The sequence below is a fragment of the Corallococcus sp. CA053C genome (assembly GCF_003611675.1).
In the GTDB taxonomy this organism is placed as follows: Bacteria; Myxococcota; Myxococcia; order Myxococcales; family Myxococcaceae; genus Corallococcus.
In genome coordinates this window covers 1-20,267 of record NZ_RAWA01000150.1, presented here as the reverse complement: position 1 = coordinate 20,267, position 20,267 = coordinate 1, and the positions used below count along the sequence as shown (strand labels likewise).

Here is a 20,267-nt window from a genome sequence, read left to right as displayed (position 1 = left end):
GTGCTCCGGAGGCGGGGTCATCAGGACGAGGAGGCGGGCGTTGTCCGGGCCGTCGTTGACGACGCCGTGTTCGGAGCCCGCGGGGGCGAAGAGGGTGGAGCCGGGGCCGTGCGTCGCTTCCTCATCGCCGATGCGGAAGCGGCACTGTCCGTCCAACACGACGTACACCTTGTCGGACGTGGCATGCCGGTGGGGCTTCTGGGCCTGGCCCGGGGCCAGGCAGTAGACGTCGAGGAAGAAGCGACCGGACTGGAAGACGGTGTGCTTCTGGAGCTTCTCCAGGGAGAAGCCCTGGAACGCCGCAAGCTGCTTCACATCCATCGTGGCATTCGCTCCTTCGCCTCTATATAGCGACGGGCATGGAACCGCTGTCGCTGCATTTTGTTCACGAGCACGCGGGTGCCCGCTTCATTTCGGTGGGTGGCCGTGAGGTGGTGGCCGGGTATGGCAACGTGGGCGCGGAGTATGGCGCGGCCCGGGACGCCGTGGCACTGCACGATGCGTCCTACCGCGAAATCCTCCGGATAACGGGGGAGGATCGCGCCTCCTTCCTCCACGGCATGGTCACCCAGGAGGTGAAGAACCTCCCGGTGGGCTCGGCCGCCTACGCCGCCTTCATCACGGTGAAGGGCGCCATGGTGGCAGACGCGCGCATCCTCAAGCGGGAGGGCGACCTCCTCCTGGACCTGGAGCCCGGCCTGGGCGCCAAGGTGCGGGAGTTCCTGGACAAGTACCTCATCTCCGAGGACGCCGAACTGCACGACGGCACCCCGGACGCGGGCTGGCTGCGGCTGCTCGGACCCCGGACGGCCCAGGTGCTGGGCGCCGTGCTGGGCGCCCCCTTCGAAGCGCTTCCGCCCCACTTGAGCCGGCAGGCGGTGCTCGCCGGGCAGGACGTGTGGCTGTTGGGGACGGCGCTCCCGGGTGGGGTGGCGGGCGTGGACGTGCTGGTGCCGCGCGCGGGGTTGGAGGCGGTGTGGACAGCGCTCACACAGGCGGGCGCGGCGCACGGGCTGAAGCCCCTGGGGTTCGACGCGCTGGAGTTGCTGCGGGTGGAGGCGGGGGTGCCGCGCTACGGGCAGGACATGGTGGACACCACCATCCCGCTGGAGGCGAACCTCACGCACGCCATCTCGTACAACAAGGGTTGCTACATCGGGCAGGAGGTCATCGCCCGGGCCACCTTCCGCGGGCGCATGAACCGGCAGCTCGCGGGCCTGCTGCTGGGCGACGGGGACGCGGACGTGGCGCCCGGCACGGAGCTGCGCCGGGGTGAGAAGAAGGTGGGCTGGGTGACGAGCGTGGTGCGCTCGCCGGTGAAGGGTCAGCGCGTGGCCCTGGGGTACGTGCACCGCGACTCGCTGGAGCCGGGCACGGAGCTGACGCTCGCGGAAGGTCCCGCCACCGTCACCGTGGCCGCCCTGCCCTTCACCGCCGCGTAGCCCCAAGGCCCGTGTCGGACGTTGGAAGGCGCACAGCCGCGCCTCCAGCGCCGGACAGTCCGAGCCGGGCCGCTGGCGTGGGTCCAGACAGACGCCGATGACCGCGAGCCTCTCCCGAAGGGGGCCGCACGCATGGCAATCCCAGACAGCAGGACACAACGCCAGTTGGGCAGGCGGAGCGGCGTTGACGCCGCGCGGCGTTCAACTCCTCACACTCCCACCCGTCCCACATCTGCCCTTCAAGGCATGGACACTGTTATCCTTGGAATGATTCACAAACATATAAATCCAGCCAAGGAGCTGTCCATGCGAATGGCAATCATGGTGGGCCTGATGTCGGTGGGACTGCTGGTGGGCTGTGGCGGTGTGGACCCGGAGGCGCAGGCCCCCGACGAGACGGCCGCCGCAGAGCCGGTGCAGGCCATGCGTCCGCCGCCGTGCGAGTACGCGTGCGACCTCGCGCTGAATGCCTGCCGTCGGAACGCGCCAACCCCGGAGGCCGCGGAGGCCTGCCAGGCCGATTACTTCGACTGCCTGAGCCAGTGCCCGGTGCTCCCCGTCGCCCACTGACTAACGACGTTTCACCCGGGGGTCCCCTCGCACCAGGCTCAGCAGCTTGCGGGGCCCCTGCGTCACCAGGATGAACAGCAGGCCCAGCGCGATGAGCAAGGGGGGAAAGGCGAGCGCGCCCAGCACGACGCCCGCCAGCAGGCCGCCCACCGCCCACCCGATTCCAGACGCAAAGCCCAGCACCGCGCCCGCCACGCCGCCCAGCACCGCACCCGCGAGAATCATGGGTTCGATGAGGTTCATGCCACGGAGGATAGACGAAGTACCCTCTGCGGATGCGCTCGTCCCTCCCACTGGCACTCCTCCTTGTCGCTGGATGCGCCTCAACGCCCCCGGAGCCCCCGGGGCCGCACGAGCAATACGTCTCCTGCACGTTGATCGGCTGCACCACGGGGATGACGCTGTTGATGACCGCCGATATCTCCCGGGAGCAGCTTCAGGCCAGCACCCTCACCATCTGTCGGAACGACGTGTGCTACCCGACCCGCCTCGCCGGACTCCGCGCCGGCATGCAATGGCCCGAGCCCGTCGGCAGGCTCGGCAAGCCCACGATGGAGCTGCAGGTCCAGAGCCTGGAGGAAGGGGTCCAGGGACTCCTCATCTACTACCTGTCGAACGACGACGATGGCTGGAAGGACGGTGACGTCTTCGTCGTGACCCTCAAGGGAGGGGATGGACGCAGCATCGTGAACTTCCGGGGGACGGCGCGATACCAGACGGTCCAACCCAATGGACCGCTCTGCGACGGGACCTGCCATGTCGCCGTCTTCATCGAAGCCGGGGGCGATTGGCCCAATCGTCCCCGGCCCGTGCAGTAGAGGGCGTCCGGCACTCGAAGCAAAAAGCTAGATGCGCCCTTCGGCCTTCTGCTGACGCTCGATGCTCTCGAACAGGGCGCGGAAGGTCCCGCCACCGTCACCGTGGCCACCCTGCCCTTCACCGCCGCGTAGAAGATGTTTCCCCTGGCGCTCGGGTGCATGGGCATACACGTCCCGGGCGACGAGGCGGAGCGCGGTGCGCAAGGGCACCGAGCAGGTCCCATGCCGGATGGTAGGCTCCTGAAGCTTGCTTGAGCGAAGGAGTGCTGCGTGCGGCGACAATCGCGAAAGACGCTGCCCTTCAACGCTCGCCTGGGGCCCATCTGTGGCTGAGGTTTCGTGGGAGCAGGGGGCGACCTGGGTGGTCGAGGCGCTCAACCTCCTGACCGTAGTGGCCGCACCTCGCCTCTACGAACGGTGGTGCACGCAAGCCCCGGCGGAGGAACTGCGGACGGTGCTCCAGTCCCGCATGGCGGCGCTCGCGGCGTTCTGCGCGAAGGCGTGGGGGAGTCCGGATGCGGAGCGCTTCCGGGCAGCAACCCCCAAGGTACAGGCGCTCGCTGAGTCCCTGGCAGGCGCTCCCCCCGGCAGCCTCACGGAACCCGGATGGAACGCCCAGGCCCGCGAGTGCCTGGACGCGATGGGGGTCCCAGTGCCGCCAGAAGGATGGGAAGCTTTCGAGGGGTGGCGCGTGAGCCTACCCTCTTGAACGCCATGCCCCCTGAAGAGAAGCAGCGACTCATCGACCGCGCTCGCGCCATCCTTCTGGAGCATTTGCGCCGTCGCGAACCGGCGACTCCCCGTGAGGACAAGCCGCGCAGCAGCTACGATGAACTCGACGACGCGGTCAGGGGGGCCCTTGCAGGAGATCGCGGCAGGGTCACCACACTGCGCCGCGTCTTCGATGAGCCGGGCTTCGCGATGACGAACTCACTGCACGAGTGCGCGTTGGCCTCTCTCGGGCTCGCGCTGCTCGGAGATCGCGAGTCCCTCCAGCGCATTCGCGGAGTCATCCCCATCAACCTGAACCGCGAGGCGAAGCCGCTCGCCCTCGCGATCCTCGACGCCGGGGAGCAACAGGACCCGCCCCCGGGCAGCAGCCTGCCCGAGGACTGATCCGCTGCCACCCGAAGCGAACGCTAGATGCGACCTTCGGCCTTCTGCTGACGCTCGATGCTCTCGAACAGGGCGCGGAAGTTGCCGCCGCCGAAGCCCTGGTCACCCTTGCGCTGGATGATCTCGTAGAAGAACGGGCCCGCGTCCGGCTGCTTGTAGAGGCTCGCCGCGTCCTTCATGAAGATCTGGAGCATGTAGCTGCGCTCCTTGTCCCCGTCGATGAGGATCTCCAGGTCGCGCAGGACGTTGATGTCCTCGTCGATCTTCTTGATGCCCATGTGCTGGATGCGCTCCGGCAGCGCGTCGTAGTACGAGCCCGGCGTGGGCATGAACTGGATGCCCGCGTTGGTCCGCATGTCCTTCACGGACGACAGGATGTCCTTCACCGTGATGGCCAGATGCTGCACGCCGTCACCGCGGTGGTCCTCGTTGAAGATGTTGATCTGGCTGGCCTTGAAGAACGGGAACTTGGGCTCGTTGTTCGCGAACTTCACGCCGCTCTTCGGGTCCCACATCACTTCCGACTTCAGGCCGCTGCCGTGGTCGCGCTTCTGCTGCGACGCCACGTCCTCGGTGTGGAACTCGATGTGCCAGAACTTCTCGAAGCCCATCACGTGCTCCATCCACAGGAGCATGGGCTTCATCGTCTGGAAGTTCGACGTGACGTGGTCCAACTTGTCGAAGCCGTACTTGTTCTTGCCGCCCTTGGGCTGCGCGTGCACCTGGAAGCCCGGGTAGATGGACTTGTAGTTGTTCCGCTGCAGGAAGCGGAACGTGGTGTCACCGAACGGCGTGGTGATGGAGAAGAACGCCAGCGTGCCGCCCGCGTCGTCCTTGAAGCGCTGGATGTCCGTGATGAACGTGGCGCCGCGCGACTCCAGCAGCTTGAACGCCCTCTCCACGTCCTCCACCTCGAAGTTCAGCGTGCCCACGCCGTCCGGGTGCTTGCGCAGGTAGCGCCACGCCCGGCCACCCTCGCCCACCGGCTGGCTCACCACCAACGCAATCTCACCCGCCTGGAACAGCGCGGACTTCTGCTTGCCGTGCGCGTCCAGCTCCGGGCCGGAGACCGCCACTTCCGCGAAGTCCAACCCCTTCGTGTAGAACTGGCGGCTGCGCTCCAGGTCATGCACGTACCAGTGGATGCTCTCCAGGGTCTTGATGCCCAGCGATTCCTGCTTGGCCATGTCGCTGACTCCTCGTGATGCGAAAGAAGATGGGGACTACACCGGCTGCGCGTCGGGCTGCCGGTCCGGCTGCGCCGCCTGGAAGGCGGGAAGTTCGTTGCACGCCGCTTCAATGCGCAGCAGCGTGGGAAAGGGCTTCAGGTCCACCCCCAGCCGGCGGGCGCCGTAGAGCTGGGGCACGAGCAGGACGTCCGCGAACGACACGGCGTCCCCCACACAATAACGGCCCGCCGTCGCCTGCACCGCCGCCTCCAGCGACGTCAGCCCATGCACGTTCCAGTGCGCCGCCCAGGCCTTCTCGTCCGCCTTCAGCACGTCCTTGACGCGCAGCACCACGGACGTGTTCTGCAGCGGCTGGATGCCGGAGTTCACCGTCTCCGCCAGCATCCGGGTGCGCGCCCGGAGGTACGCATCCGAGGGCAGGAGGGCGGGCGAGGGCACGCGCTCCTCCAGGTACTCCAGGATGGCCATCGACTCCGACAGCCGGCGCTCCTGCCCGTCGTCCTCCATCCACTCCAGCGTGGGCACGCGGCCCATGGGGTTGAGGGCGCGGTAGGCCGCCTTGTGCTGCTCGCCGCCGTCCTTCACCAGGTGAACCGCGAGGTACTCGAAGGGGATGCCCTTCAGGTTCAGCCCCAGCCGCACGCGCCAGGACGCGGAGGAGCGCCAGTAGCCATGGAGGCGCACGTGCTTCATGGGACCTTCACCACCGTCTGGGAGATGCGGCCAAAGAGGCTGTGCCCTTCGGCGTCCAGCATCTCGATGTCGATGGTGTCCCCGGGCTTCATGAAGGGCGTCTTCGGCTTGCCCTCGTCGATGGTCTCGATCATCCGGCGCTCGGCGAGGCAGGAGATGCCCCGCGAGCGGTCCTCGTTGGACACCGTGCCGCTGCCCAGGATGGTGCCCGCGGTGAACGCGCGCGTGCGCGTCAGGTGCTGGATGAGCTCCGGGAAGGAGAAGTGCATCTCCGGGCCCGCGTCCGTGTCGCCCACGAGCTCGCCGTTGAGCACGCTGCGCATGCGCAGGTGCATGCGGCCGTCCCGCCACGCATCGCCCAGCTCATCCGGCGTCAGCGCGAAGGGGCCGAACGCGGTGGCGGGCTTGCTCTGGAAGAAGCCGAAGCCCTTCGCCAGCTCCTCCGGGATGAGGTTCCGCAAGGACACGTCGTTGGCGATCATCACCAGCTTGATGTGCTTGCCCGCGTCCTGGGCCTGCGTGCCCATGGGCGTGTCACCCAGCACGACGCAGACCTCGCTCTCGAAGTCCAGGCCCCACGCCTCGTCGCGCAGGGGGATGTCCGCGGTGGGCGCCAGGAAGTCGCCGGAGCCGCCCTGGTACACCAGCGGATCCGTGCGCAGCGTGGCGGGGGGCTCCGCGTTGCGCGCCTTGCGCACCAGGAGGACGTGGTTGATGTACGCGCTGCCGTCCACCCACTCATAGGCGCGCGGCAGCGGGGCGTGCAGCGCCTTCACGTCCAGGGGGCGGCTCTGCACCGCGTCCTGCTCCAGTTGCTGCGCCAGGGCGCGCAGCTGCGGCTCCCGCGCGTCCCAGTCGTCCAGTGCCGCTTGCAGCGTGAGGGCCACGTTGGTGGCCAGCGCATACGCGGAGTTGTCGCGCTTGACGACGATGAGCCGCCCATCGCGGGTTCCGTCCTTGAGCGTCGCGAGCTTCAATTCCGGGCTCCCTCGGCGGCCGGGTGGGGGGAAGGCGGACCGCCTGAACTGCCCGGCTTTTCCGTCGGGGCACCAGGGGTGTCAAGCACGCCTGTTGAACGCGGCGCGGCATTCCGTTCCCCCTCCAGCAACGCTGCTGGCCGGTAGCATGCGCGCTGCTGACAGCGTGCGGTTCCGCACGTCCCTTGTCGTGGAAACCCACGAGGCGTGCGTTCCCTGCTTGACGGGAGGGCCCGGACGGCTGGCCGCCCCACGGACAGGCGGAGGTGCAGCAGGGAAGAACGCGGGAAGCGAGGGCGCTTCGGCTGTTCAAGTCCCAAGCAGTGCACGCACGGCGGGTGTCGCTCCCCCCTGGCAGGGACCCGGGCGGCAACCCAGGTTGTGGGAAAGGGACGTCCGGCCGACCGCGCCGCCGGGGCGGCGCGGCTGGGGCGCGCGAGGGTACCGAATGGCGGGAGGCTTCCAACAGGCCGGCGACACCCCCGGGGAGCCCCATCCGGGCCAGCGGCTGGGCAATCGCTACGAGCTGCGCCAGCGCTTGAAGACCGGCCGGGGCATCTCCACCTGGCAGGGGTTGGATCTGCTGACCCGCGAGCGCGTGCTCGTGAAGGTCACCTCCCTGTCCGCCTTCGTCCCCACGGCGCGCCACCGCCTGGAGCACGAGGCGGAGGTGCTGTCGCGGCTGAGCCACGCCGCGCTCGTGCCCGTGCGCCACCTGGGCACCTTCGACGACCTGCTCTACCTCGTCACCCCCTGGATTGAAGGCGAGACGCTGGAGGCCCGCCTGCTGCGCGGCCCGCTGTCCCTGCCGGAGGCCATCACCCTGGGCCAGCGCCTGCTGGAGGCGCTCGCGGAGGCCCACCACGAGGGCGTCCTGCACCGCGACGTGAAGCCGTCCAACGTGCTGGTGCGCGACCACCCGCTGTCGTCCGCGTGGCTCACCGACTTCGGCCTGGCGCGCAGCGAGCGGCTGGACCCCTCCCTGCGCGACCTGCCGGTGGGCACCGCCCGCTACCTGTCGCCCGAACAGGCGGGGCTGCTCAACCGGCCGGTGGAGACCCCGTCGGACCTGTACGCCGTGGGGCTGGTGCTCTTCGAGGCGCTGTCGGGCCGGCCCGCGCTGGAGGGCACGTCGGTGGGCGAGGTGCTGCGGCTGCACCTGGGCTCGCACCCCCGGCTGCGCGCGGTGGGCGTGGAGGTGCCGCTCGCGATGGAGGAGCTCATCGCGCGGCTGAGCCAGACGGACCCGCGCGACCGCTACCAGTCCGCCGAAGCGGCGCTCGCGGACCTGAACGCGCTGGAGGCCGCGCTGTCGCGGGGCGAGGCGGAGCCCGCGCTCGTCACCGGCGCGCACGACCACCGCCAGAGCCTCACCGAGCCGTCCTTCGTGGGCCGCCGCGAGGAGCTGGCGACGCTGGAGCGCGAGCTGGCGCACGCGAGCACCCAGGGCGCCCGGGGCGTCGTGGTGGAGGGCGAGTCCGGCGGGGGCAAGAGCCGGCTCTTGGAGGAGTTCTCCGCGCGCGCCACCGGACACCGCGCGTGGGTGCTGCACGGGCAGGCGCAGGACCAGGCGGCGCAGCGGCCCTTCCAGCTCTTCGCGGGCGTGGCGGACGGCGTCGCCCAGGCGGTGCAGGAGCAGCCCGCGCTGGGGGCGCTCCTGCGCGAGCGGCTCGCGGGGCAGGAGGCGGGCCTGTGCACGGTGCTGCCGCGCCTCACGGAGGTGCTGTCGCCCGGCGTGCCGCAGCCGCAGTCGCAGGGCCTGGGGCCGGAGTCGCTGAGCGAGAGCCGCAGCGTCTGGTGCCTCACCGCGCTGCTCAACGCCCTGGGCACGAAGGAAGCGCCCGCGGTGGTGGTGCTGGAGGACTGCCAGTGGGCGGACGCGCTCACGCTGCGCGCGCTGGAGGCCTGGTCCCAGGGCCGCCGTCCCGCGGACGGGCGCCTGCTGCTGCTGGTGTCGTTCCGCAGCGAGGACATCCCCCAGGGCCACGTGCTGCGGCGGCTGGCCCCGAGCGCGCACCTGAAGCTGGCCGCCTTCGGCGCGGCGGAGGTGGCGCGGCTGGCGGAGTCCATGGCCGGCGTGCTGCCGCCCGAGGCGGTGGAGCTGGTGACGCGGCTGTCGGAGGGCAACCCCTTCATGGCCTCGGCGGTGCTGCACGGGCTGGTGGAGGACGGCGTGCTCGTGCCCGGCCAGGACGGCTGGCAGGTGCAGCCGGAGGCCATGGCGCACGCGCGCTCCTCGCGCCAGGCGGCCACCTTCCTCGTGCGGCGCCTGCGCCTGTTGCCACCGGAGTCCCTGCACGTGCTGAGCGTGGGCGCCGTGCTGGGCAAGGCCTTCGACGCGAGGGCCGTCGCGGCCCTGTCCGGCACGCCGGTGGAGGCCGTCAACGCCGCGTTGGATCCGCCGCGCCGCCGGCACATGCTGTGGATGGAGGGCACGCGCTCCACCTTCGTGCACGACAAGCTGCGCGAGGTGCTGCTGGACCTGCTCTCCCCCGAGGAGCGCCGCGAGCTGCACCGCCTGGCCGCGCGCGCCGCCGCGCAGAGCGTGCCCACGGATCCGTTCGAGCTGGCCTACCACTTCGACGCCGCCGGTGAGCCCGCGCAGGCCCTGCCCTACGCGCTGGTGGCCGCGGAGCAGGCGCGCCAGCGCTTCGCCCTGGACACCGCGGAGCTCAACTACCGCATCGCCGAGCGCGGCGCGGCGGGCGCGGATCCGCACACCCGCTTCCTCATCGCCTCCGGCCTGGGCACCGCGCTGATGATGCGCGGCCGCTATGACGAAGCCCAGCAGCAGCTGGAGTCCGCGCAGCGGCTGGCGCGCGACCGGCTGGAGCAGGGTCGCACGCTGGGGCACCTGGGAGAGCTCGCCTTCAAGCGCGGCCAGACGGTGCAGGCCAACGCCTACCTGGAGCAGGGCCTGAAGCTGATGGGCCGCTGGGTGCCGCTCAACGGCGTCACCACCGGGGCGAGCGCCGCGTGGGAGATATTGACCCAGGCCGCGCACAGCGTGGCGCCGCGCCTGTGGCTGGGCCGCAAGTCGCTGGCCGAGGGCGAGGAGGACATGCTCGCGGTCAACCTCTACAGCCGGCTCGCCTACGGCTACTGGTACCAGCGGGGACGGGCCGCCGTGCTGTGGGCGCACCTGCGCGACATGAACCTCGCGGAGCGCTACCCGCCCACGCCGGAGCTGGCGCAGGCGTACTCCGCGCACTCGCCCGCGCTCACCACCCTGCCCTGGTTCCAGCGCGCGTACGCGTACGCGGAGAAGTCCCTCGCGCTGCGCAGGCAGCTGGGCGACGTGTGGGGCCAGGGCCAGTCGCTGCACTTCTACGGGCTGGCCCTCTATGCCTCGTCGCGCTTCCGCGAGTGCATCGAGCGGTGCCGCGAAGCGGTGCGCCTCCTGGAGCGCACCGGCGACCCGTGGGAGGTGAACAACGCCACCTTCCAGATCGCCATGTCGCTCTACCGCCTGGGCCGGCTGAAGGAGGCCACGGGGGTGAGCCAGCGGCTGCACGCGGCGGCGCTCGCGCTGGGGGACCGGTACTCGCTGCGCCTGGGGCTGGAGGCGTGGGCCAAGTCCACCGGGGGCCGCATCCCCGCCGCGCTGCTGGAGGCGGAGCTGGCGGCGCCCACCGCCACCGACCCGCAGTCCTTCGCGGGCGTGCTCCAGGCGGAGGCCCTGCGGCTGTTGCGAGAGGGTGAACCGGCGCGCGCCGCGGAGGTGCTGGAGCGCGCCGAGCGCGTGGTGGAGGACGCGCACCTGCGCCAGGAGTACGTGGCCCCCATCACCCCGTGGCTCGCCACCGCGCGCCGGCAGCTCGCGCAGGAGAGCAGCCCGTTGAACCCGAAGCGGCGCGACGCGCTCCTCGCGGAAGCGGAGGCCGTGGCGAAGCGGGCCCACGCCGTGGCGCGCACCTACCGCAACAACCTGCCCCACGCGCTGCGCGAGCGCGGGTTGCTGGCGGCGCTGCGCGGCCGCCCCAAGCAGGCCCGGAAGCTGCTGAACGAATCACTGCGCGTGGCCGAAGCCCTGGAGATGCGCCAGGAGCGCGCGCTGTCGCTCAAGGCCCGAGGTGACGTGGGCAAGGCGCAGGGCTGGCCCTGGGCCGCGCGCGATGTGGAGACGGCCACCCGCGACCTGGAGGCCCTGGACGACGGCCTGCAAGCGGGGCCGGGCCCCACGGCGGGCGTGGGCACGCTGTCGCTGGTGGACCGCTTCCCGCGCGTGCTGGAGGCAGGACGGCGCCTCGCCTCCGCCCTGTCGCGCGAGGCCGTCTTCGAGGCCGCGCGCCAGTCCATGGTGGAGCTCTTGCGCGCGGAGCGCTGCGCGGTGGTGGATCCGCGCGCGCTGATGTCGGAGGACGACGCGAAGTCCCAGGGCCTGAGCCGCACCGCGCTCGCGCGCGCGCTGGAGACGGGCCGCATCACCGTGATGGGCCAGGGCCTGCCCGGCGGCATCAGCGACAGCATGGAGCTGTTGGGCGTGCGCTCCCTCCTGTGCGCGCCGTTGCAGGTGCGCGGCAAGACGGTGGCGTGCGTGGTGGCCAGCCACCGCAAGGTGGGGGCGCTGTTCGGCGAGGACGAGGAGCGGCTCGCGTCCTTCGTGGCGGTGCTCGCGGGCGCCGCGCTGGAGAACACGGAGAACTTCGAACGCATCGCCGCGCTCTCCGAGGAGCAGGGCCGGCTCTACCGCGAGGAGCAGGAGGCGGTGCGCCGGCGCGACGACTTCCTGTCCATCGCCGCGCACGAGCTGAAGACGCCGCTCACGTCGCTGCAGCTGCACATCCAGGGGCTCCAGACGAAGGCGAAGGGCGCGCCCATGCCCCCGGAGAAGCTGTCCGCGAAGCTGGAGTCCGCCTACTCCCAGACGCAGCGGCTGGGGAAGCTGGTCAACGACCTGCTGGACATCTCCCGCATCGCGCAGGGGCAGCTGCACATCAAGCGCGAGGACGTGGACCTGGTGGCGCTGGTGCGAGGGCAATTGGAGCGCAGCCGCGAGTCCCTGGCGCGCGCGGAGTGCGAGGTGCGCTTCCACGCCACCCAGCCGCGCTTCGTGGGCCACTGGGACGCGCTGCGGCTGGAACAGGTGGTGGGAAATCTCCTGACGAACGCGATGAAGTACGGCGCGGGCAAGCCCGTGGAGATCACCCTGGACGGGGACGCGTCACGCGTGCGGCTGCTGGTGCGCGACCACGGCATCGGCATCGCGGAGGAGGACCGGGCCCGCATCTTCGAGCGCTTCGAGCGCGCGGTGTCCGTGCGCCACTACGGCGGCTTCGGCCTGGGCCTGTGGATCGTCCGTGAGATCGTCCAGGCGCTGGGCGGCGGCATCGACGTGGTGAGCGCCCCGGAGCAGGGCTCCACCTTCACCGTCACCCTGCCCCGCTCCGGCGGCCCGGTGCACTGAGGGCCCGGGCCGCGAGGGCCTACCGCCGCGTTACTTCCAGGTAGATGACGTTGTCCTGGCGGTCGCGGAACAGCCGCACGTTGGCCACCTGCTCCAGCGGCGTCTCCGAGAGCATGCCGCGCATGCCGTCCTCGTCGCGGTAGGTGAGCCACCAGTCCATGAAGGCCTCCATGTAGCCCGTCTCCGGCGGGTGCACCGCGAAGTTGGCCACCAGCAGCCGGCCCCCGGGGCGCAGCATGCCGAAGAACACGGAGGTGAGGCGGCTGGCCACCGAATCCGACAGGTAGTCGTACAGCCCCGCCGAGTACACGAAGTCCAGCTCCGAGAACGTCACCTTGCCGGACAGCAGCGCGCGCACGGAGCCGCACACCGGCCGCACCACGCCGTCCGGGTGCAGGCGGGACACCTCCGCCAGGCTCACCGGATCCTGGTCGAACGCGATGAGCTCCTGGAGCCTCCGCTCCGCCACCGCGCGCGACTGCTCCGCCTCCCGCAGGTGCCCGCACGCCACCGACAGCACGCGCCCGTCGGGCCGGCGCTCGGCCGTCTCATCCATCATGCGCGTGAGCAGCTCCCGCCGCTCGCGCACGCTGCACGCGCTGGGCTGCCCGTGCATGTACCGGTACACCTCACGGCCCCCGTGCAGCTCATCCGCCGCGTGGTCGATGTAGAGGTAGTCGATGAGGGCCGCATCCCCCGCGTAGCCGCGAGGCCGCTCGAAGGCGTGCCGGGTGAAGGGGCACTGATGCACCAGGTGGCGCATCGGGTGCTTGCGCGCCACCTCCAGGCAGAAGCGCTTCCACAGCTCCGGGCTCCAATGCCGCCGCCGCTCGATGAGGCCACCGTGCAGGGAGGTCATGCCGTGGTGGAGCACCTCATCCGGCCCCTGCGCCATGCGGGTGTACAGCGCATCCAGCCACTGCCGCGCCTCGCCGAAGGGATCCTCTGGCGTGGCCTCCTCCTCCGAGGGTTTCACCAGGAAGAGGTGCTGGGGTTCAGGCGCGACCGCGAAAGCCGCGCCATGGACCGAAGGGAAGGGGTGGCGCATAGGCATCATCCTGACAACTCGGGAGCGGAGTGGTTCCACTTCCTGCGCCCCCGTCGTCCGCCAGGCCCGGCTCCGTCCAGGAGGACGGGCCCTGTGCCATTCGGGCGCGCCCGTCCCCCTGGAGCGCGGGCGGGCGGATCAGCCCCCCAAGCCACGTCCGCGGTGAAGGCCTCTTTCCGCGCCCGGCCGGTCGGCTTCACCGGCCGGGCGCGGAAGCGAGGAGGTCCAAGCATCTCCCCGCGCCCTCGTCCCCTCTCACGGCCTCAAACCCTCAACGGGTGGGCCGTCTCCGGGCACTCCCAGTACGTGTACTCGCAGGTGGCCCGGGTGGCGTCGCACGGCACCGCCACGATGGTGATGAGCTCGCACGGGTGGAGCGGCGCCGCCTCCATGGCGCGGGTCCGGTGCCCCGCGTCCCCGACCTCCGGCGACGCGCCGGTGCCCCCGTCCCCCGTGTCGCTCGCGCCTTCCGGGGGCAGCGGCGCCACCACCGCGTGGTTGCCGGACACCGCCCCGCGGCCGTCCGTCCGAGTCTCCGGGTGGGTTTCCAGTGACGGCGCTCCCGCCAGCGCCAGCAGCGCGGACGGCAGGCCCGGGGCCGCACCCAGGACCGCGCCCAGGACATACAGCTTCGTTCGCATGGTCTCCCCCTTCGCCGGCTGCTTCTGGAGTCGGCGCGCGTCGTGGCGCACCGGGTCCGGTCGGGCTGGCAGAGACGGATCTACCAGCAAGGTCTGACATCCCGTGGCCGTCCCGGAAGGGAATGCGGGCGTCTGGTATGCGACGACAGGCACTGCGGTTAGGATGGCGCGCCCCGCCTGGAGAGCCGTACCGCGCATGAAGATCGAGATCGCCCACCTGCCCCACGACATCATCGAGGTCATCTACCCTTCGGAAGTGACGCCGAAGGACGTGACCGAGTACGTCGAGCAACTGAAGAAGGACATCACCGCCCGGGGAGGCAAGGAGTGGTCCGCCCTGGTGGACCAATCCAAGCTGCGGGTGATGCCCTCCACGGTGGTGGGGGAGATGGCGCGGCTGAACGCGTACGCCCAGCAGCGCGGCATGGTGCGCTCTGCCCGTGTGGTGGTGGACCCCGGCAGCGGCCTGCAGGCCTGGCGCATGACCAAGAACGCCGGCCTCACCATCCCCGCGAAGACCTTCGAGTCCCGCGCCGAGGCCCTGGCCTGGCTCGAAGCGCCCGACGCCGACTGAGCCGCTCGCGGCAACCTTTGAACCCCCGACGGTGCGCAGAGGCCCTGCGACCGCCCGGGTCCGCCTACGTGTTACAGTAACACCCCATTCCTTCACTGTGTCTGTCGCCGCACCGTCAGGAGTCGCCCCGCATGTCCCTGTCCGCCCCCGCCTTCCGAGCGAAGCTGCTCGGCACCCTCATGTGTACCCTCACCGCGCTGGCCTGCGGACCGGCTCCCGAGTCGGACGCGCCCGCGCAGGACCCGCTCGCCGAGTCCCGCACGCCCGTCGTGTACGGCAACGATGATCGCCAGGACGTCTACGCGCACCCCAGCGCCGTGCTGCGGGAGCGGGCCCGGCAGTCCACGGTGGCGCTGCTGTACCCGGAGGACGTCGACACCTCCAATCCCAACAACGTCGTCGTCAACGGCAAGACGCTGACCCAGTGGGAGAACCTGTGCACCGACCAGCGCTTCCGCGACGACCCGGCGCCGGCCTTCTGCTCGGGCACGCTCATCGACGATGACCTGGTGCTCACCGCGGGTCACTGCATCGAGGACGTGGCGGACTGCGCCGACGCGCGCTTCGTCTTCAAGTTCTACCGCACCGCCGCCGGGGTGATGGAGACCATCACCAGCGCGGACGTCTTCAACTGCAAGAGCATCGTGGCCCACAAGCTGGAGGAGGGTGACCTCTACCTGGACTTCACCATCGTGAAGCTGGACCGCTCTGCGGCGCCGCGCTTCACCCCCGCGCCGGTGCGCCCGGGCAGCGCGCCGCTCGCGGTGGGCGCCAACCTGGCCGTCATCGGCAGCGGCAGCGGCATCCCGTTCAAGATCGACTCGGGCGGCTCCGTGCGGGAGAACAACGCGGACTTCATGGACTACTTCGACGCCACCACGGACACCTTCGCGGGCAACTCCGGCTCCGGCGTGTACGAGACGGTCAACAACACCGTGGCCGGCATCCTGGTGCAGGGCGAGACGGACTACGTGCCGCGCGACGGCGCCAACTGCAACGAGGTCAACGTGTGCACGGAGACGGGCTGCTCCGGCGAGAGCATCATCTACGTGCACCGGGCCATCCAGGAGTTCTGCGCGCGCAACACCAACCTGCGGCTGTGCAACACCACGCCGCCCCCGCCCACGAAGTACGCCTTCTCCACGACCAACACCGCCAGCGCCACGCGCGGCACCGTCAACGGCACGGTGACGCTCGCGGCCGGGCAGCAGCTCACCGTGGGCACCTGCGGCGTCACGGACGCGGCCGTCACCGGCGACTCGTACCTGCGCCTGCGCGGCCCCTCCGGCGCGGAGGTCGCCTCCAACGACGACGCGTGCGGCGGCTCGGGCTCCAAGGTGACCTTCACGGCCACCGTCGCGGGCACGTATGAAATCCGCGCCGGCTGCTACCAGAACACCCCCTGCGGCGGCACCGTCTCCTGGGAAGTGACGGCGGGCAGCACGACGCCGCCCACCAGCGGCTCCACCCCGTTCAGCGTGAGCAACACCAACAACGCCACCCAGAACACGGTGAACGCCGACGTGGCGCTCGTGGCGGGCCAGGCGCTGTCCTTCGGCAGCTGCGGCGTGACGGGCGCGTCCGGCACGGGTGACACGGTGGTGCGCCTGTTCAACGCCGCCGGCCAGCAGGTGACGTTCAACGACGACGCGTGCGGTTCGCTGTCGCACGCGTCCTACACCGTGCCCACGGGCGCGGGCGGCACGTATCAGATCCGCATCGGCTGCTTCGGCAGCTCCGCGTGCAGCGGCACCCTGGCCTGGACCGCCCAGTAGTCAGGCCCGCTTCCCTGCTTCCTCACGGGCCCGCCCTTCCCCCTTCACCTTGGGGAGCGGCGGGCCCGGTGTTTTCATCCACACCCTGCCCTGCCCTCCAGGGGGCTTTCCCGTCCACCCGAGGCTTGACAGCCTGGGGAGGCAAGTCTAACGCAAGGCGCCATGAGCACACCCCGCTTCCCGCCCTCACCCCGCCGCCCCGTCAACAACCAGGGCCCGCTGCGCGTCCTGCTGCTGGAGAACATCCACGCCTCGGCCCAGGAGATGCTGGTGGCGGAGGGCTTCCAGGTGGAGCGGCTGTCCGCCGCGCTCAAGCCGGAGGAGCTGGCGGAGCGCCTGCGCGGCGTGCACCTGTTGGGCATCCGCAGCAAGACGACGGTGCCGGAGGGGTCGCTGAAGTACGCGGACGACCTGCTGGCGATTGGGGCGTTCTGCATCGGCACCAACCAGGTGGACCTGCTCGCGTCCAGCGTGCACGGCGTGCCGGTGTTCAACGCGCCGTTCAGCAACACGCGCAGCGTGGCGGAGATGGTGCTGGCGGAGGTGGTGGTGCTGACGCGCCAGCTCTTCGACCGCAGCCGCGAGGTGCACCAGGGCCAGTGGCGCAAGGTGGCCACGGGCAGCCACGAGGTGCGCGGCAAGACGCTGGGCATCATCGGCTACGGGCACATCGGCTCGCAGCTGGGCGTGCTGGCGGAGTCGCTGGGCATGCGCGTCCTCTACTACGACGTGATGACGAAGCTGCCCCTGGGCAACTCGCGGTCGGTGTCCACGTTGAACGGGCTCCTGGCGGAGTCGGACTTCGTGACGCTGCACGTGCCGGCGCTGAGCTCCACGCACCTGCTCATCGGCCCCGAGCAGCTCGCGGCGATGAAGCCGGGCGCGTGCCTCATCAACGCCAGCCGCGGCACGGTGGTGGACATCCCGGCGCTGGCGCAGGCGCTGCGCTCCAAGCACCTGGGGGGCGCGGCGGTGGACGTGTACCCGGAGGAGCCGGAGGGCAACTCGGACGGCTTCGTGACGGAGCTGCAGGGGCTGCCCAACGTGGTGCTGACGCCGCACATCGGCGGCTCCACGGAGGAGGCGCAGGCGTCCATTGGCAAGGAGGTGGCCACGTCGCTGCTCAAGTTCGTCAAGGGCGGCGCGACGACGGGCGCGGTGAACTTCCCGCAGGTGGAGGCGCCCATCATCCCGGGCACCCACCGCATCATCAACGTGCACCGCAACACGCCGGGCGTGCTGCGTGACATCAACCGCATCGTGTCCGACTTCAACGCCAACATCCACGCGCAGGTGCTGAGCACCGACGCCAACGTGGGCTACCTGGTGATGGACCTGGACCAGGACGTGTCCCAGCAGGTGTGCGACGCCATCGCCGGGCTGGAGACGGACATCAAGACGCGCATGGTGTCCTAGGCGTCCAATATCTTCCCCGGGTTGAGGATGCCTTCCGGATCCAACGCGCGCTTGAGGGTGCGGAGCAGCTCCAGCTCCCCGGGCGCGCGCGTGTAGTCCAGGTAGTCCTTCTTCAAGAGGCCGATGCCGTGCTCGGCGGAGATGCTGCCGCCGTGCTTGCGCACGAGGTCGAACATGGCGTGGTCCGCCTGCTTCGCGTGCGCGAAGAAGTCCGCCTTCTCCACCGCGTCCGGCTTCATCACGTTGACGTGCAGGTTGCCGTCGCCGATGTGGCCGAAGAGGCAGATCTCCCAGCCCGGGTAGCGGCTGGCGAACACGGCATCCAGCTCCGCGCAGAACGCCTCCAGGTTCGCCACCGGCAGGGAGATGTCGTTCTTGTGCAGCACGCCCGTGGCGGAGAGGCTCTCGCTGATGGACTCGCGCAGGGACCACAGCTCCGCGGCCTGCCCCGCTCCTTGCGCCTGGGTGCCGTCGGTGACGAGGCCGCGCTCGAAGAGGGACCCAAGCCACGCCTCCACCGCCGCCGGGTCGCCGCCCTCCGACTCCAGCAGCACGTAGCAGCCGCTGGGGGCCTCGAAGGGCGAGCGCAGCTTGCGGTGGCGCTGCACGCGGGCCAGGCATTTGTCGGTGAAGAACTCGTAGGCGGACAGCGCGAGCGGGGCCTGGCGCGCGTCGCGGAACAGGCGCAGCACGGCGGCCACGTCCGGCACCGCGAAGAGGAAGACGTCCTGCTTGCCCGGCAGCCGCGTCAGCTTGAGCGTGGCCTCCGTGATGACGCCCAGCGTGCCCTCGCTGCCGATGAAGAGCTGGCGCAGGTCCACGCCGGTGTTGTTCTTCTCCAGCGCGCCGTTGAGCTCCAGCACCTGGCCCTGCGCCGTCACCACCTGGAGCCCCAGCACCCACTGCCGGGTGAGGCCGTAGCGGATGACCTTCACGCCGCCCGCGTTGGTGGCGATGTTGCCGCCCACCGTGCTGCTGCCCTTGGAGGCGAAGTCCACCGGCCAGGTGAGCCCGTGCGGAGCGCAGTGCTGGTGCACCCCTTCCGTCACCGCGCCCGCCTGCACGCGCACCGTGTTGCCGAGCAGGTCCACGGGCTCCATCCGGGTCATCCGCTTGAGCGACAGCACCACCTCGCCCTTCATCGCCACCGCCCCGCCCGCGAGGCCCGTGCGTCCGCCGGAGGGCACCACCGCGACGCGGTGCTGGTGGCAGAGCGCCAGGAAGCGGGCGACCTCGTCCGTGGTGCGGGGGAAGGCCACCGCACTGGGGGCGGGGGCGTACACGCGCGTCCAGTCGCGGCCGTACTCCTGGAGCTCCGCGGGCTCCCGGGTGAGGAAGTCGGCGGGGAAGGACTCGGCGATGGCGCGGAGGAAGTCGGCGGGCAGCGCGGCGGTGGACATGGCTCCAGGCCTATTTCACGCACCCCGGCAAGACAAGTCCGGCGGTGGCATGCGCTCCGCCACGGAGGGCGCATCCGTCACCTACACGGCCCCCTTCGTCGCGTCAGCCCTTGATGAAGGCCAGCAGGTCCGCGTTGATGACGTCCTTGTTGACGGTGCACATCCCGTGGCTGAAGCCGGGGTAGACCTTCAGCTCCGCGCCCTTGACGAGGTTCACGGTGAGCCTCGACGCGCCGTCGATGGGGACGATCTGATCATCGTCCCCATGCATCACCAGGGTCGGCACGTCGAACCGGGCGAGGTCGGCGCGGAAGTCGGTCTCCGAGAACGCCTTGATGCACGCATATTCGGCGTTCAGCGCCCCCATCATGGACTGGAGCCAGAAGCTCTCACGGACGCCCTCCGACACCTTCGCGCCCGGCCGGTTGTAGCCGTAGAACGCCAGGCTCAGCTCCTTGAAGAAGCTGGAGCGGTCGGCGCGCACGCCGGCCCGGATGCTGTCGAAGGCCGTGATGGGCAGCCCGTTCGGATGCCAGTCCGTCTTGAGCATGATGGGCGGAACGGCGCTGATGAGCACCGCCTTCGCCACGCGCGACGTGCCGTGACGCCCGATGTAGCGCGTGACCTCGCCGCCTCCTGTCGAGTGACCGACATGGATGGCCTTGCGCAGGTCGAGCGTGGAGGTGAGCGCGGCGAGATCATCCGCGTAGGTGCTCATCTCGTGGCCGTTCCGGGTCTGCGACGAACGGCCATGCCCCCGGCGGTCATGCGCGATGGTGCGATAGCCGTGGTCCGCCAGGAACATCATCTGGTCTTCCCAGGCGTCGGCCGTCAGGGGCCAGCCGTGGGAGAAGACCACCGGCTGACCATGCCGGGGGCCCCAGTCCTTGAAGTAGAGCCAGGTGCCATCCCGGGTGGTGAGATAGCTGCCCGACAGCTTTCCAACATGCGCGCTGCTGGATTCGGTTTCCGTGGACGTGGTGGACATGGGGGCCCTTGCGGTGCGGGGGAGATCCGACGCGCACGAAGGTGTGCGTCGGACCCCGGGCCCGCCATCGTCCCCGGGGGCCTCCCTAAACCCCTTCAGGGAAGTCGGGTAAGGGTCTGACGGGTTACATCATGGAGAGGTGGCGTCCATGGCGTGGCAGCCAAAGCACTGGACGGCGCAGCAGCTTGAGGAGCGGCGGCTTGCGGCCGGAC

18 protein-coding genes are annotated in these 20,267 nt (G+C 70.5%); 8 read left to right on the top strand and 10 right to left on the bottom strand.

All coding sequences use genetic code 11. The features are described from left to right. A partial coding sequence (locus D7V97_RS20475) for a cupin domain-containing protein (protein ID WP_147444898.1) occupies positions 1-321 on the bottom strand: 321 nt, incomplete at its 3' end. 38 nt (positions 322-359) lie between these two features. Here D7V97_RS20475 and D7V97_RS20470 point away from each other — a divergent pair. Together D7V97_RS20470 and D7V97_RS20465 are read left to right on the top strand one after the other, a co-directional pair. Then, complete coding sequence (locus D7V97_RS20470; RefSeq protein WP_120612334.1) at positions 360-1,442, top strand: folate-binding protein YgfZ; 1,083 nt, start codon at positions 360-362, stop codon at positions 1,440-1,442. Positions 1,443-1,748: 306 nt separating this feature from the next. Continuing rightward, positions 1,749-2,012, top strand: a complete 264-nt coding sequence (locus D7V97_RS20465) for a hypothetical protein (RefSeq protein ID WP_147444897.1) — start codon at positions 1,749-1,751, stop codon at positions 2,010-2,012. Here D7V97_RS20465 and D7V97_RS20460 read toward each other — a convergent pair whose 3' ends face one another. After that, positions 2,013-2,237, bottom strand: a complete 225-nt coding sequence (locus D7V97_RS20460) for a hypothetical protein (protein WP_147444896.1) — start codon at positions 2,235-2,237, stop codon at positions 2,013-2,015. A 179-nt stretch (positions 2,238-2,416) separates the two neighbouring features. Here D7V97_RS20460 and D7V97_RS20455 point away from each other — a divergent pair, with 179 nt between their 5' ends. Beyond that, positions 2,417-2,830: a hypothetical protein gene (locus D7V97_RS20455; protein ID WP_147444895.1), complete on the top strand. Its 414-nt coding sequence runs from the start codon at positions 2,417-2,419 to the stop codon at positions 2,828-2,830. Between the two features lie 27 nt (positions 2,831-2,857). Here the strand turns inward: D7V97_RS20455 and D7V97_RS44205 are convergent, their stop codons facing one another. After that, positions 2,858-3,040 carry a hypothetical protein gene (locus tag D7V97_RS44205; protein WP_147444894.1) on the bottom strand — a complete coding sequence of 61 codons (183 nt, stop codon included), beginning with the start codon at positions 3,038-3,040 and terminating at the stop codon, positions 2,858-2,860. Positions 3,041-3,535: 495 nt separating this feature from the next. Here D7V97_RS44205 and D7V97_RS20445 point away from each other — a divergent pair, with 495 nt between their 5' ends. Beyond that, positions 3,536-3,946 (top strand): hypothetical protein, encoded by a 411-nt coding sequence (locus tag D7V97_RS20445; protein WP_147444893.1) that lies wholly within the window; start codon positions 3,536-3,538, stop codon positions 3,944-3,946. Positions 3,947-3,969: 23 nt separating this feature from the next. On the opposite strand, the gene hppD is transcribed toward D7V97_RS20445, so the two are convergent. From hppD to D7V97_RS20430, 3 genes are read right to left on the bottom strand one after another with little or no spacing between them, the layout of a single operon-like run. Then, positions 3,970-5,133 (bottom strand): 4-hydroxyphenylpyruvate dioxygenase, encoded by a 1,164-nt coding sequence (gene hppD, locus D7V97_RS20440; protein ID WP_120612328.1) that lies wholly within the window; start codon positions 5,131-5,133, stop codon positions 3,970-3,972. Between the two features lie 36 nt (positions 5,134-5,169). After that, positions 5,170-5,829 (bottom strand): maleylacetoacetate isomerase, encoded by a 660-nt coding sequence (gene maiA / locus D7V97_RS20435; protein ID WP_120612327.1) that lies wholly within the window; start codon positions 5,827-5,829, stop codon positions 5,170-5,172. Next, positions 5,826-6,806, bottom strand: coding sequence for a fumarylacetoacetate hydrolase family protein (locus D7V97_RS20430; protein ID WP_120612326.1), 981 nt, complete (start codon positions 6,804-6,806; stop codon positions 5,826-5,828). The genes maiA and D7V97_RS20430 overlap by 4 nt, the downstream gene beginning before the upstream one ends. A gap of 448 nt (positions 6,807-7,254) precedes the next feature. On the opposite strand from D7V97_RS20430, the gene D7V97_RS20425 reads away from it, so the two are divergent. Continuing rightward, positions 7,255-12,213, top strand: a complete 4,959-nt coding sequence (locus D7V97_RS20425) for an ATP-binding protein (RefSeq protein ID WP_120612325.1) — start codon at positions 7,255-7,257, stop codon at positions 12,211-12,213. A 19-nt stretch (positions 12,214-12,232) separates the two neighbouring features. Here D7V97_RS20425 and D7V97_RS20420 read toward each other — a convergent pair whose 3' ends face one another. Then, positions 12,233-13,261, bottom strand: coding sequence for a class I SAM-dependent methyltransferase (locus D7V97_RS20420; protein ID WP_120612324.1), 1,029 nt, complete (start codon positions 13,259-13,261; stop codon positions 12,233-12,235). Between the two features lie 263 nt (positions 13,262-13,524). After that, the gene (locus tag D7V97_RS20415) at positions 13,525-13,902 is read right to left on the bottom strand and encodes a hypothetical protein (protein ID WP_120612335.1); all 378 of its coding nucleotides are present in this window, start codon (positions 13,900-13,902) and stop codon (positions 13,525-13,527) included. 196 nt (positions 13,903-14,098) lie between these two features. Between D7V97_RS20415 and D7V97_RS20410 the strand changes: the two genes are divergently transcribed. The 3 genes from D7V97_RS20410 to serA all read left to right on the top strand — a co-directional run bounded on the left by D7V97_RS20410 (position 14,099) and on the right by serA (position 17,667). Then, on the top strand, positions 14,099-14,476 hold the full coding sequence (locus D7V97_RS20410) for an STAS/SEC14 domain-containing protein (protein ID WP_120612323.1): 378 nt from the start codon (positions 14,099-14,101) through the stop codon (positions 14,474-14,476). Between the two features lie 131 nt (positions 14,477-14,607). Then, on the top strand, positions 14,608-16,251 hold the full coding sequence (locus D7V97_RS20405; protein WP_120612322.1) for a trypsin-like peptidase domain-containing protein: 1,644 nt from the start codon (positions 14,608-14,610) through the stop codon (positions 16,249-16,251). A 162-nt stretch (positions 16,252-16,413) separates the two neighbouring features. Further along, positions 16,414-17,667 (top strand): phosphoglycerate dehydrogenase, encoded by a 1,254-nt coding sequence (gene serA, locus D7V97_RS20400; RefSeq protein ID WP_120612321.1) that lies wholly within the window; start codon positions 16,414-16,416, stop codon positions 17,665-17,667. Here the strand turns inward: serA and D7V97_RS20395 are convergent. Together D7V97_RS20395 and D7V97_RS20390 are read right to left on the bottom strand one after the other, a co-directional pair. Then, positions 17,664-19,067, bottom strand: coding sequence for an FAD-binding oxidoreductase (locus tag D7V97_RS20395; protein WP_120612320.1), 1,404 nt, complete (start codon positions 19,065-19,067; stop codon positions 17,664-17,666). The genes serA and D7V97_RS20395 overlap by 4 nt on opposite strands. 103 nt (positions 19,068-19,170) lie before the next feature. Beyond that, the gene (locus D7V97_RS20390; RefSeq protein ID WP_120612319.1) at positions 19,171-20,055 is read right to left on the bottom strand and encodes an alpha/beta fold hydrolase; all 885 of its coding nucleotides are present in this window, start codon (positions 20,053-20,055) and stop codon (positions 19,171-19,173) included. Positions 20,056-20,267: the final 212 nt, after the last annotated feature.